This window comes from Desulfotruncus alcoholivorax DSM 16058 (genome assembly GCF_000430885.1).
GTDB classification, from domain to species: domain Bacteria; phylum Bacillota; class Desulfotomaculia; order Desulfotomaculales; family Desulfallaceae; genus Desulfotruncus; species Desulfotruncus alcoholivorax.
In genome coordinates, this window is sequence record NZ_AUMW01000018.1 from 67,043 (window position 1) to 81,183 (window position 14,141).

A 14,141-nucleotide genomic window follows, 5' to 3' on the forward strand; every position below is an offset into this window, starting at 1 on the left:
CTTTTCTATGATGCCGCGGTTTTAGTTTCCTGCCTTTTGGAAGTGTTTTCAAAAACCTGCCGGTACTGCTCCATGGTCATTAATACCGACCTTGGCTTGCTTCCCTCAAATCCGCCGACTATCCCTCTTCTTTCCATAATGTCGACAAGCCGTGCTGCCCTTGAATAGCCTATGTGCAACCTTCGCTGCAACATTGATATCGATGCCGTACCGCTTTCGATAAAAAGTTTGGTGGCCTGGGGGAGCAGTTCGTCGTAGTCTTCTTCTGCTTCCACGTTTTCTCCGCCCCCCGGCTGCTCCTGTAAAACAGCCTCATTGTATACCGGCCTGGCCTGGTCTTTAAGAAAGTCAACCAGGTTTTCAACTTCCCGGTCGGAGAGAAACGCACCCTGCACCCGCATAGGTTTTGATGCGCCCACCGGATAGAAGAGCATGTCCCCCTTGCCCAGCAGCTTTTCCGCTCCGCCCATGTCAAGGATGGTGCGGGAGTCCATTTGGCTGGATACTGCAAAGGATATGCGGGAAGGAATGTTTGCTTTAATCAAGCCGGTAATGACATCTACTGACGGGCGCTGGGTCGCCACCACCAAGTGCAAGCCTGCGGCCCGGGCCATCTGGGCCAGGCGGCAGATGGAGTCTTCCACGTCGGCCGGCGCTACCATCATTAAATCAGCCAGTTCATCAATAATGACGACAATATAAGGAAGGGGTACCTGGTCCGGCTCGTTTTCATTTTCCTCGAACATGGCATTATAGCGGGTTATGTCCCTAACCCCCGCGGCGGCAAAAAGGTCGTACCTGGTTTCCATTTCCCTAACCGCCCAGCGCAGCGCTCCGGCAGCTTTCTTGGCGTCCGTCACCACCGGGCTGACCAGATGGGGAATGTCATTATAATTGGCCAGTTCCACCATCTTTGGGTCGACCATGAGGAATTTTACTTCTTCCGGGGTGGCTTTGAACAGGATGCTGCTGATCAAGGTGTTGACGCAGACACTTTTACCCGAGCCTGTAGCCCCTGCAATAAGCAGGTGGGGCATTTTGGCCAAATCTGCAATTACCGGTGAGCCGGCAATGTCTTTACCCAAAGCCACTGTAAGCCGGGATGGTGAGCCGGTAAAGTTCTTGCATTCCAGGAGTTCCCGCAGTGACACGGTTGCTATTTCATCATTGGGGACTTCAATGCCAACCGCGGCTTTACCAGGGATAGGTGCTTCAATGCGCACACCCGTGGTGGCCATGCCCAGTGCTATATCGTCGGATAGACCGACAATTCTACTCACTTTCACCCCGGGCGGCGGCGTTAACTCGTACCTGGTAATTGACGGGCCAACCGCCACGTGGGTGACCTTGGCCTTAATACCAAAACTCTCCAGGGTCTGCTCCAGAGTTGCTATCTTCTGATTAATGTCTTTACTGGTATTTTTCCCACTTGAGCTGGAACCCTGGTTGAGCAGAGAAAGAGGCGGCAGGTGGTATTCCTGTCCCTGGTTAACCGTATTCTTTACAGGCACTGCCGGCTCATCTTTTGTAGCTTCCGAGTCAGGTTTATTGATCTGCCCCTTAACTGATTCGTCATTATTTCCGCCCGGGGCGATTTCTATCACAGGTTGTTCGTTAGATTCCGGCAAGCCGGGCGGACCGGCGCTTTTTTTAAATTTATTTTTGATCTTATTGCCAAGGCCGGGCTGTTCTTCATCTTCATCAGCCTCAACAAAAACAAAGTTTATAATGGCATGCCATGTGCTTACTGCTGAAACTCTTAGCTTTTGCCATGAAATTCCTCCCAAGTCTTTAACCGAACTCGCGGTGCACAAAGCAATACCCACCAAGATGAGGAATACCAGCATGATATTTGTTCCCACAGTCCCAAAGCAATATTTGAACACCGACCCGAGCGCAGCGCCGGTTAGACCTCCTCCCTCGCCCCGCAGACCTGCTTCAAAGGATTGAGAAAGGTAGATGTGCCGGTGCAAAAAAATCTGCAGGCTGCCGAATAATACAACTACACCCCAAAAACGGGTGTTAACTTTCCAGCTGTCACGCTTCATTATTTTAATGCCTGATACGATCAGCAACAGCAAAAAGACAGCATAGCCCTTACCGGTTAGTATGGCCAACCCTTGTTTGATCAACAATCCCACTTTACCGACCGAACTGGTAAAGACACCTGCTAAGCCGATCAGTGCCAAAGCAATGATTGACATACCGGCAATATCATATTTAAAATTTGTTTCTTTTTTGGATGCCGCATTTTTTACAGTCTTGCCCAAAAAATATACCTCCCCTGCGAAATATGGGGAAAATCCACATAAAATTCATATAGGAAGCTTACCATAAAATGGTCGTAAGGGCAAGCGGTGCGCTGGTTTAGAGGCCGCACCGGCTTAAATAATAATAATGAATATACAAATTAAAAGGATTTTGGACCTGGTTATAGAAATTAAAAAACAATCAAAAAATTGTCTGATTGTGTAAATAAAGCTGTCAAAAAACAAACGTAATTGATCTGGGGTGTGGGCTTGCTTAACGGGGATGATAACAGAATCAGGGAGTTCATGGAGTTTGAAGAATTGAGAAATTTGATAATTACTGCATCTCCATGCGGCGTGCTTGTTGTTAACACCGACGGGGTGATTGTGGGTTGCAATGACATTTTGAGCAGGCACAGGCTGGTTCGCCATCAGAATATACTCAACAGGCATATTAAAGATGTTTTGTACCGGGACCCGGAAAGTGAAGACATATACTCCAGGGATCCGATAATGATAACATTGCAGAGCGGGTGGGGAGTTGTTAAGGAACTGACATTGCGGACAAGTTCAGCGGATTGGGTGGAATGCCGTGTCTGGACGACAACCTTGAAAGATACCACGGGTAAAATAATCGGCGCCTGTGGCGTATTCCATGATTTGACTCCCTATCGCAAAAAGAAAAAGCAGCTGGAAGAAATAAACCGGGCATTGTTGGAGACCGGCAACCAGTTGATCCAGCAGCATATGGAAACAATGATGGCATTTGCCAATGCCATTGCTGCCAGAGACAGTTACACCAGGTGGCACTCGGAAAAGGTGGCCGAGTATGCCCAGCAAATTTGCATTAACCTTGGTTTGGATAATGAAACAGCCAATATGGCTTATTTGGCGGGGTTATTGCATGATGTGGGGAAAATCGGTGTGTCCGAGGAAATCTTAACCAAACCCGGCAAACTTACAGATCAAGAATATGAAGTGATCAAAACGCACCCTGTTATCGGAGTGAATATACTTAAATCAATGAAGAATATGAAAGGGATACTCCAGGTAATCAAGCATCACCATGAGCGATATGATGGTAAAGGTTATCCCTCCAAGTTGAAGGGGAGTAAAATACCTTTACTAAGCCGGGTGCTGGCGGTGGCGGATTCTTTTGACGCCATGACTTCGGATCGCAGCTACAGGAATGCTTTCCCCGTGGAAAAAGCGATTGAGGAAATAAAATCCAACTCCGGAACTCAATTTGATCCACGGGTGGTCAAATCATTCATGCAGCTGGCACAAGAACAGTATTTACAATAAAAATGGCGCAAATCAGCGCCTTTTTATTTTCCTTCCTGGTCCGACCAGAAAATTTCAATATTGTCACCATCCTGAACAGGGTCGGTGAAATGGGCCCTTTGCCCGTTCAGTTTCATAACCGGAAAACCTTTTTGGTTGGTGGTATTCATATCGATCAAATTGAAAATGTCAACAAATATGGCGTCGGATTTATTCAAGACCAATTCTTTACCGTTAATGGTGATTTTTATTCCGGCAATATGCTCAGCCGGAGCAATGATTTCTATGATTTCTACCATGTCACCGGGGCTGATTTGGTCCTGAGGTGTGGAAATTCGCCCGTTGATTAATATTTTGTCGATGGTGTTAAGGTGATAAGCTTTTGCTACCTGTCCAACGGTGGGGTTGGCGTTAAATTCCAGATTATCGCCGGTTTTGATGGGTGTGCTTGGTTCGGCTTCGGCGCCGTTTAATAAGGCCTTTGCCCTCCATTTTCTGTCAGTCCCGTTCAGTTTAAATCTAATTTCGCTTGACCGGGGTACAAAGTCTGAAACCCTGGCCGAAGCGTCCCTGCCGTTCACCGCTTTGATGACCATGATATCGTCTCCGTCCTTGACCGGCGATTGCAAATTTGCCTCTTTGTTATTGATGTAAATCCGGGCCGGCTGGCTCAATTCGCCGTAAACAATATGTTCTTTTCCGTTAAAAGAAAATTTAAGATTTTGGCCGTTTTTGCTGATCAGGTTGCGGGGGTCAAACCTGATCAGGCCGAGGGCTTGAGATACATTTATTTCCCGTGTATTGAAAAGTTTATACTCATTCCCGTTTACCCGTACCGACATAAATTCATAGCCCACACTGGTCAGGGCAATGGTGGCAATACCAACTACGGTAACCCCTTCCGGTCCGGACAAAAAACTTTTTTCATCGAAAACAACATTGCGCAGGTGGCTTCTGTCCCGCATTACCACCCTTTCTGGGTCCATTTGCAGCTTTTGGGCCAGTTTGTCTGCCAGCTTTGGTGTTCTGGCCCCTCCCCCGATACAAAAAACCGATTTTGGTGGAACGCCGCCGTTTAAATCCAGAATATTGGCGCTGATGGCATCTGCCAGCCGGTCCAGGACAGGCTCTATTAATTGCAGCAATTCACTTTGAGCAATATTACCTGTTATTCCCAGTATATCTGTATAAGTTATATCTTTGCAGGTGCCGGCCAGCCTTTTAATTCTTTCAGCTTCGTTAAATTCCACCAGCAGCTTTTCCACAATGGGCTCGGTAATCTCGTCACCGGCCATGGGCACCATGCCGTAGGCGATAATGCTTCCATCCCTGGTAACTGCTATGTCGGAGGTGCCTGCTCCAATATCGACCAGGGCCAGATTTAACAGGCGGAAACTGGCAGGGATGGCGACATCGATTGCTGCGATGGGTTCCAGGGTTAGGTTGACAGGCTCCAAGTCCACCCTGTGCAGCACTGCGTAAAGACCGTTGACCACGGATACGGGGAGAAACGTAGCCACGATTTCCACACCAATTTTGGCTGCGCGGTGACCGAGTAGATTTGATACGGGCATATTGTCAAGCATATAGGTAATGACACAATGGCCGACGCAATAGTAATCAGCGATATTGTTGGATTCGAGCTCCCGGTGGGCTATCCTTAAGGCTGCTAATTCAAGGCTGCGGACGTCCACCAGTTCAATCTCCCTGTTGGCGTCGTGCTCCAATTCCGCCGTGCAGCGGACAGTTTTCAAGGAACGGCCTGCCGCAGCAACCGCCACCTTATCCAGCTTCAGACCGGTTTTTTGCTCAAGGCCGGATTTTACCTGCGCAACCACTTCAGCAACCTGGGGAATATCGTGTATTTGCCCGTCGAACATGGAGCGGCTCTCGTGTTCAACCATCTCTTCGGCGATAACTCTATAGTTTTTTCCTTCCATTCGCCCGACGATCCCGATAACAGTTCTGGTGCCAATATCCAGGGCAAAAATATGGTTGTCGGTGGTAGACTGGGATAAAGACATGGTATAATCCTTTCACCTTATGGTTGTTTTCTAAATTATACCTTAGAATTATACCTTAGAAGCAATATTTTCTTCAACAAGACAGACTTAATTAACATTTTGAGGGAAAATTGTTGATAATGGACAGGATTGCTTCTCCATGGGCAGATACTTTTTTCTCTCCCAGCCCCTTTATGCCCCTCAGCTCTGCCAGGGTTTGGGGCCGTACTCTGGCTATTTCCATGAGCACGCTGTCGTGGAAGAAAATATAAGCTGGCTTTTGCTCTTGCCTGGCAAGGCTGCTGCGATATTCTTTCAGCGCAGACAGCAACCCCATCTCATCCGGTGCCGTTTCATTTTTGTTTGCATCGTCCTTTACAGGCCGGCCGGCTAATTCTTTTAATCCCACCTTGTTTTTCTTAATCATTACCGGCAGGGGCTCACTTTTCTTCAATGCTTTCCTGCCTAGCGCAGTCAAAACCACCACCGGATACTCCGCGCCCTTTAAGGCAAGGTAGCCGTCCGCCAAGAGCCGGTCGACCATTTCCAGGATCGCTTTTCCGCTTTTGCCCGCCAGGCTGCGGTAGTAAATCAGGCTGTCATACCCAAAGGCAGACATGTTAGCGGACGCGGCACCCCGGAGAATGTCCGCCAGTTTCTTGCGGCCCACCCCCCGCTGCAGTTCCGCCACGCAGGACAGCACAACCAGCGGCTCTTTTGAAAACTCCAGATTGCCTGACGCAGCGGCCAGGCAGTTGTCACAGCAAGGTTCCGTCCTGCCCTCGGGTTCTTCTCCAAAATACTCCAGCAGCATTGCTCTTCTGCAGCGGGTGGTATTGGCCCAGTTCACCACGGTAGAGAGCTTGTTCTTGCGGTAGGCCAACCGGTTTTCCACCTCCGACAGGGCGGCTTGCACCGCCCCTGGCGCCGGGCGTTTTCCCGGTTCCACATAAAGGTATTCTTCGTCCCGATCGAACAATCTAATAGCCTGCAGCCGCTCAAGCATGCTGACAACCAGTCGCAGCTTGGTTTCGCCCAGGCCGTTTCGCTCCAGCTCAACCAGCGGTACGGCAGACCTCCCGCCCTCCGCGTGCCTGGCACAGGCCCGCCAGAAAATAGCCAGATCATCGCGGGTGACTGCATCGTTGTCAATGAACCATTCCTGCAGTCTTTTGTCTTTTAAAGAATACAGCATCCGGCACCGGGCCGGTAGGCCGTCCCGCCCGGCCCTGCCGATCTCCTGGTAATAGGCCTCCAGGGAGGCAGGCAGGCTGTAATGGACCACAAAACGAATATTGGCCTTGTCTATACCCATGCCGAAGGCGTTGGTGGCCACAACTACCCTGATTTCTTCCCTGATGAAAGCCTCCTGCACCCTGTCGCGCTCGCCGGGGGGCAGACCGGCATGGTAGCAACCTGCGGGAATACCCAAAGAATCTTTTACCCAGACGGCCACTGCCTCGCTCTCTTTCCTGGTGGCGGCGTAGATAATGCCGCTGCCACGCTGCCCGTTGAGGAACTCTCGCAGTGCCGCCTGTTTCTCCCCCTCGTCGTCAGCCCTTTGTGCTGAAATATACAGGTTGGGCCGGTCGCTGCTTGCTGCTACCATCCTGGCGCCGGGTATGCCCAGTTGCTTCAAGATGTCCCGCTGGACAGCCGGCGTGGCCGTGGCGGTGAGGGCCATAATCCGCGGGCGCCGCGGAAGTTGTTCATAAAAATCTCCGATCCAGAGGTAGTCCGGCCGGAAATCATGACCCCACTGGGAGATGCAGTGGGCTTCGTCCACCACCAGCAGATCCACATCCAGTTCTTTGATCAATTCATTGAAATATCTGTTGCGCAGTCGTTCCGGCGCAATGTAAACAAGTTTATACTGGCCGCTGCGAATACCGCGCATCCTCAGCCGGTACTCTTCCGGGTTGAGCTGGCTGTTGAGCGTGGTGGCTCTGGAGTAATCCTTTTCCTGCAGGTTGTCCACCTGGTCCTTCATCAAAGCCACCAGGGGAGAAATTACCAGGGTAAGGCCGGGAAGCAGCAGGGCCGGAAGCTGGTAGCAAAGGGATTTTCCGCTGCCGGTAGGCATAACCGCCAGTACATCATCCCCGGCCAGAGCCGCTTCAATCACCTCTCTTTGCCCCGGGCGGAAGCGTTCAAAATGAAAGTGCTTGGACAGGGCTTCATCTAAAGCCGGACCCGTTCTCATAAATAACCTCCATTGCATCTTACGTAAGAATATCAGCTTTGCGGTCAAGTATAGCTTTCATTAATATATTCTAGTTGCACATTTGAACAGTTCCCCGTATAAAACTATAACAGAATTATTTAGTGTAATAGAATCCCACTTGCATATAGGAATATCCTAATAATATAGCGGTTTAAAAACCGGCGTTTCTTAGTAAACTGAAGTGTTGGGAAAATATTCAGAGTCAGAACTTAACATATGTTTTTTACATCATTTAAATCTTTACCTTTTAACAATTGAAAATTTGCCCAATTTTTTTCCCAATTCTTATTCTTTCTTCCGAAGATGGCCAGGCACAAGTACAACAGTACTTATATTATGGATATCCGCCATGGTTTCAAAAGAAATGCGGCCTTTCCATTAACCGGAGGGCTGGAATTGGTCCGCTGGATAGCCCGCGGTGCCATAGCAAGAGGTGATAGTTTCCTGTCATGATTAGAAAATAATCCTTTTTTATGGAAGGAAAATGTACGTATATGTAGAAATGGATAATATTATCACCGGGTCGCAGACATAATCGGCCCGGTGTTTTTGTTTTGTTCTGGATACTTTATATAAATGCTTGATGTGATTTTAAAAAATTTTCCGACCTGTTATTTAGCAATGACAAATAGTTGTCTTTATACTTTGTTAGTATAGAAATAGAAATATGTAAAATATTAGTACACAGGAGGCTCATTTTGCACGCATACATCAAGTTGAGGATGGACCTGTCCTCGCCGGCCATACCCATTCACTACAATTATCTTATCCAATCGGCCGTTTATGCCGCGTTGCCGGAGGTCATGGCAGCTCGTATCCATGACGAGGGATTTAAAAGCGGCAAACGTAGCTTTAAAATGTTTTCCTTTTCCCGGTTGCTGGGCAGGTTTTCCTTCGATCGAACCGCAGGAACCATTGCCTTTCCGGAAGGGGTATCCCTGGTAATTTCCTCACCGGACACGGGATTTTTCCTTGCGCTGGTTAACAACCTGCTTACAAAAAGCTCTATTCGCCTCGGTCAATCTCGTTTTTATGTGGAAGAAGTGCGATTTGATGAGCAAAAGGCGGAAAGTGAGGTTCTGACTGTGCGCACTCTTTCACCGGTGGTGGCTTACAGCACTCTTTTAAGGCCCGAAGGGGGCAAGTATACCTGCTACTACCAGCCTGGGGAAAGGGAATTCGATAGGCTGATCACGGCCAACCTGGCTAAAAAGCACGAAGCCTTCCACGGCCTCCGGCCCCCGGATGGGGAGATAAAGGTACGACCGCTGGACAGACCCCGCCTGCACGTAACTACGTATAAAAACACCGTGGTGAAAGGCTACACCTGTCGCCTGAAGCTGAGCGGGCCGCGGGAACTGCTGCAGATGGCCCTGGACGCCGGCCTGGGAGGCAAAGGGAGCCAGGGGTACGGGTGTGTGGAGAAGATCGAGAGGTTAAAGGCCGGGAAAACTTAACTTTAAAGATGGCGCGATATGCGACTGTATACTAATCAATGCCCCCGGCTTTTTTAGCTTCGTTTAAAAAGTTAAAGAAACATTTTCAGATTTCCGGCTTTTCAAGTAAATAGCTGAGTTCTTTAACGATCGGATCAAGAGGCTATGTTCAAGGACGTTCGTTCAAGGACGTTCATTGTATTCTCCTAAAAGGGCAAAACGCTAGACGCATTTTTTGCAACTGCCAAACTTTTTCCTTAACTATTTTTTTCCGTAACCAATCGGAGTTTTGGGTGATGGCCATTTCCCATTCATCACAGTACCATTGGAATGTTTTTAATAGATCAATTTCAACCGGATTGCGGATTTATGATTGCCAAGCGTTATATATTTTCCTATGGTTATTGCGGTTGAAAATCTGTTTGTTGCTTTGGAACAAGAATATAACCTCTTTTTATTTAAATAATCCTTATAGGTAGACTATCAACAAAAACAAATGTTTCAATTCCTAGGCAGGTATAAATATCAATTTTTATCAATTTCAACATTGTTTAATTTTACCATAGATTTTTTGTAGATGCAAGTAACTATCAACAAAATCAAATTAAGAACTTGGACTTGTTAACAATAATTAGTATACTTAGAAAGAGTATATTATAATTGCATTTTTATGGGTTACAAAAGTAAGCTCACTCAAATTAAGCTATGGAGGTGAGGTAATTGAATTTAACCCAGATTACATCCCAAGTTGGTTCTACTGTTTTAAATAATTTACCATTCGTTCAATTACCAAAAGTAAAAAAAGAAAAAGGGGAAGTATCTTGTTCTGCTAAACTGGTTTTTGATTTACAAAAAATACAGCTTTATTTTAAGTTTCACTCACGAGATAAAACTGAGCAGGAACTATTCTATTTTGGGAATAACAAGGGTGCTTCGGCACAGATATTTTTAGTTCGTGCATTGAAGGATGTAAGATACTTGTTAGGTCCTGCATTAAGTGATTTGTTTTTGGAATTAAAAAAATTTAATATGCAAAATTGTGAGCTTGGCCAGATTTTAAAGGATTTGCAGAAAGCGGAATTATATGTTCAACTGGATAAAGTAAAGGGTGGATATGTAGCGAATGATAAATGGCGTGAATACCAGGGGAAAAAAGTTTATTATGATAAAAATAAAGGTACTTTTGTGGTTTCAGAACAGGTAATTACTATTGAAAGAATGATTAGAGATTTTGAGGAATTAAATCCACAAGAGAAGATTGTTGTAATTATTCCATCCGTGGTTTTACCGGATGGCTCAGAACTGGCATTAAACGAACATCCGGATTATCATTTATTGGTGCGGAAATCAATGCGATTGGAAATGGATGATGTTAGCAAATTAAACAAGACAAAATTAAGAATATGTCATTTGTGTCGTTGTATGATGCCCCAAGTTGCTAGTGATAAATATTTAGCGAAGTTGTCACGAACTGGATTAAACAAAATTTTTACGACAACTACAATAAATACTGCAAAAGGTATTAAAAAAACAGGATTCGATGATTCTTATGCTATTTGTCAGAAATGTTACGGAAAACTCAGTCAAGGTGAACGGTATATAGCAGATAATCTTTCTGTCCGAATTGCTGGGGAAAGTGTTTTTATCTTACCCGAAGGATTGCAAAAACCTTTTACCACATATGATTATTTCCCAAAAATTAAAGATGCCGTGGACTTTGTATTTAAAGTTAAGGATGCTAAAAAATGGTATGATGAGGCCGAAATAGAAGCTGAAAATCAGTTTTTTCCTGGCGGAGGATATACTATTAATCTGGTGTTTTATAGATCTGATGGGAAATCAATTAAGGTATTAGATACATTGGAAGACGTACCCCCCTTTAGGATAATCGAAATCATGAAGTTTTTTGGAACTTGGAAAGATAGAATGAGAGAGCAGACTAAATCTGGTATGTCTTTAGGAAAAGTTTATAGGATCATTCCTGTGCGCTCTAATAAAAAGAAAGAGCAACTGGATATTCAACGCGTCTTAGATGTATACAAGTCGCTATTACTAAGACAATTGATTAATCCAAGACTATTATTTCAATATGCAATGGAATCAATAGGTAAAGGATTATCTCAGATTCATAGACAGAAATATGATATCTATCGAAATTTACCGTATTACGCAAAAGAAGGAGCCGATTTTTATTTGCGCGATACTATAATGAACCATTTAGTTCTTATGCAAGTGTTACAAAAAACTGATGTTTTACTTAAACCTATTTTTAGAAAGGATGTGGTGGCTTTGGAGCAAACATTTCAAAATGAGAAGGTGCAAGAATCTATTCAACGTATGGAGAATTTTATACAGGAGCAAGGGTTTAGTGCTGAAGCTAGAGGGCTATTCTATTTAGGAGCGCTACTTCATCGAGTGGCATTAGCGCAATATAGTAAGGGACACAAAAGTAAACCGATCTTGAAAAAAATAAATTTTCAGGGGATGAAGTCGCGGGATTTGCAACGACTTTTTTTGGATTTGACTGAAAAACTTTTACAATACAGACGGATGACAGCTTTTACGGATGCTCTTATTAGCCAGCACCAAATGTATTATGGCCATGTTGTTGCTAGTTCTAATGCAGAATTGGATGAATTACAAAATGTCTTCTTCCTGTTAACAGGATATTCATATATGGTAAGTAGCAAAGTGCCGGATGCAAACAGTGAAGAAATACAGGCACAACAGGGTATTATGTCTGAAGAAGAGATTGGTCAAGAGGAAACTGAATAAAAGAAAGGGGAAAAAATAGTGGTTAAAAGTAATCGTGATTTTTTATTTTTGTTTGAGGCGGTAATGAATAACCCAAATGGCGATCCTGACCAGGAAAATAAGCCACGCATGGACTATGAGACTAATACCCTACTGGTGAGTGATGCCAGACGTAAACGGGATGCGAGGGATTTCATAAAAAGTAAGGGATACCCTATTTTTGTTGATACCTTATCAGAGAACAAGGTGTCCATGGAGACGATGTTTGACGCAGTAGTTGGGAGTTTTTTGCAAGATAACGTAAAAGCTAATAACCTTTTTAATAAGTATTCAAATCTAAAAGAACTGGCTGAAATTGCGGAGGTTTCTATCGAAGATTTAGATCAGTATATTCGAAACAGAAAGGAACTACTTAAAAATAACAAGAAAAAGGCCGAGCTTATTAGATTCAACAATGAATTATTAACTGCAATAATTAAGGAAAAATTGATTGACATTCGTTGGTTCGGTAGTGCGATGGCCGTGGAAGGAGTTTCAAGGACATACACAGGTCCTATTCAACTGGCTTGGGGTTACTCGTTACACCCTGTGGAATTGGTAATTTCAAATACGATATCTTCAATTATGAATGAGGATAATTCTACATTCGGAAAAAAATATAAAATTCATTATGCGCTAACAGCACATTACGGGACTGTAAGTAAACGCAATGCCGAAAAGACTGGGATGACAGAAGATGATTTAGCTTTATTTCGTAAGGCGTTGGTGCAAGGAATGATGAGTAATCAGACGGATAGTAAACAAGGTCAATCTCCTCTGTTGTATTTGGAAATAGTTTATAACCCGGAATTTGACGGATATTTAGGTGATTTAAGGCGATTTATTAATGTGAATTATGATGAAAAACATTCAATTCGTAAGATTACTGATTTACAAATTGATTTTAAACCTTTAAATAATGTGTTAAGTAAAATTCCTGGAATGTATGAAAAAGTATTATTGTGGAAACATCCAGCTTTGGTGGAAGATGTCTTTAAGAACGTACCGATTCAGGTTGGTGAATTAGATTTATTTGAAACAATTCCGGCCCGTTCATAAGGGGGTATGGTTTTGAATATTCTTTCATTTCGTCTAAAGGGGAAAATGGGGCATTTTCGGAGGTATTATTCTAATTCTTCCTCTTTAACATATTCCATCCCACCCCGAACAACAATCTGCGGAATACTGGCTGGAATTTTAGGAATGGAGCGAGACAGTTATTATGAGCAGTTTTCTGTGGAGAACTGTGATATAGCTTTGGCACTGCTTAGTCCGATAAAAAAACAGATTCATACTTTAAACTTGTTGATGATAAAATCTGATAACGACCTAAATGGTTCCCAAGAATTTCATACGCAAATACCTACAGAGATGATCCTACCTGCTAATATACGCTCCGGTGAATTGCATTACCAGATTTGGGTACACCACAAAAATACACATATAATGAATGTATTACATGAGGTATTGGGACAAGCTGATTACGGTTATGGTTCCAGATATATACCCGTCAGTTTGGGAACAGCCTATCATTTAGGATGGTTGGAGTATGATGGTATAATCAAGGGAGTCGAGTGTTACAGCGAAGATGCAGAAGATGCATTAGAGTTTGACTCGGTTTTACCTATTAACTGTTTAAAACAGCTTTGCCTTGATGCGGTAGAGATAGGGGATCGATTTATCAGAGAAGAGCTACCGTTGGAGTTTGATAAAGACCGGCGATTAACTGCTAATGGAATGGGGGATGTACTCATCAACTTATCAGCATCACATATCAAGGCTAAAGTTCATAGTTATGTCAAATTAGGTGAGCTAAATCAAAGAATTGTTTGGCTTAAATAAATGTATTGAGAATATACTAAATTACGTGTAAATGGTTAATACTACCATTAAAGGAGTTGACCATTTATGCAAGCCATGCAAGACAAAACGATCAAGGAATTAGCAAAGGATTGCCACAGTGTGGAAGACGTACATGAGATGCTCAAGAATCTATTCAAGGACATTTTGCAACAGATATTCGAGGCTGAAATTGAAGAGCACCTCGGGTATAAAAAACACAGCATCGAAGGTAATAATACTGGAAACAGTCGTAACGGTTACAACAAAAAAACTATCCAAACCAAGTTCGGCAAGACAGAAATAGAAATTC

At 44.4% G+C, this 14,141-nt stretch carries 9 protein-coding genes; 6 read left to right on the plus strand and 3 right to left on the minus strand.

What is annotated here, in order from left to right:
- Positions 1-5: 5 nt before the first annotated feature.
- Positions 6-2,204 (minus strand): FtsK/SpoIIIE family DNA translocase, encoded by a 2,199-nt coding sequence (locus tag H569_RS20015; RefSeq protein WP_051273575.1) that lies wholly within the window; start codon positions 2,202-2,204, stop codon positions 6-8.
- A 315-nt stretch (positions 2,205-2,519) separates the two neighbouring features.
- Between H569_RS20015 and H569_RS0110260 the strand changes: the two genes are divergently transcribed.
- Entirely contained in the window at positions 2,520-3,554 is a 1,035-nt protein-coding gene (locus H569_RS0110260; protein ID WP_051273570.1) for an HD domain-containing phosphohydrolase, read from the plus strand.
- A 23-nt stretch (positions 3,555-3,577) separates the two neighbouring features.
- On the opposite strand, the gene H569_RS0110265 is transcribed toward H569_RS0110260, so the two are convergent.
- Positions 3,578-5,557: a cell division protein FtsA gene (locus H569_RS0110265; protein ID WP_027364927.1), complete on the minus strand. Its 1,980-nt coding sequence runs from the start codon at positions 5,555-5,557 to the stop codon at positions 3,578-3,580.
- 91 nt (positions 5,558-5,648) lie between these two features.
- Positions 5,649-7,739: a RecQ family ATP-dependent DNA helicase gene (locus H569_RS0110270; RefSeq protein ID WP_027364928.1), complete on the minus strand. Its 2,091-nt coding sequence runs from the start codon at positions 7,737-7,739 to the stop codon at positions 5,649-5,651.
- 719 nt (positions 7,740-8,458) lie between these two features.
- On the opposite strand from H569_RS0110270, the gene cas6 reads away from it, so the two are divergent.
- The 5 genes from cas6 to H569_RS0110295 all read left to right on the plus strand — a co-directional run.
- Positions 8,459-9,217 carry a CRISPR-associated endoribonuclease Cas6 gene (cas6, locus tag H569_RS0110275; protein ID WP_027364929.1) on the plus strand — a complete coding sequence of 253 codons (759 nt, stop codon included), beginning with the start codon at positions 8,459-8,461 and terminating at the stop codon, positions 9,215-9,217.
- A 699-nt stretch (positions 9,218-9,916) separates the two neighbouring features.
- Positions 9,917-11,971: a TM1802 family CRISPR-associated protein gene (locus tag H569_RS0110280; RefSeq protein ID WP_027364930.1), complete on the plus strand. Its 2,055-nt coding sequence runs from the start codon at positions 9,917-9,919 to the stop codon at positions 11,969-11,971.
- Between the two features lie 18 nt (positions 11,972-11,989).
- A complete protein-coding gene (locus tag H569_RS0110285; protein ID WP_238492523.1) occupies positions 11,990-13,048 on the plus strand; it encodes a CRISPR-associated protein in 1,059 nt (352 codons plus the stop codon).
- 12 nt (positions 13,049-13,060) lie between these two features.
- Positions 13,061-13,831, plus strand: a complete 771-nt coding sequence (cas5, locus tag H569_RS0110290; RefSeq protein ID WP_027364932.1) for a CRISPR-associated protein Cas5 — start codon at positions 13,061-13,063, stop codon at positions 13,829-13,831.
- Between the two features lie 66 nt (positions 13,832-13,897).
- Positions 13,898-14,141 (plus strand): transposase (locus H569_RS0110295; RefSeq protein WP_027364933.1); only part of this gene is annotated, 244 nt, incomplete at its 3' end.

Excerpts from the sequence above, each read along its gene's own strand:
- H569_RS20015 (WP_051273575.1), bottom strand. The coding sequence starts at position 2,204 with ATGTCAATCATTGCTTTGGCACTGATCGGCTTAGCAGGTGTCTTTACC.
- H569_RS0110265 (WP_027364927.1), bottom strand. The coding sequence starts at position 5,557 with ATGTCTTTATCCCAGTCTACCACCGACAACCATATTTTTGCCCTGGAT.
- H569_RS0110270 (WP_027364928.1), bottom strand. The coding sequence starts at position 7,739 with ATGAGAACGGGTCCGGCTTTAGATGAAGCCCTGTCCAAGCACTTTCAT.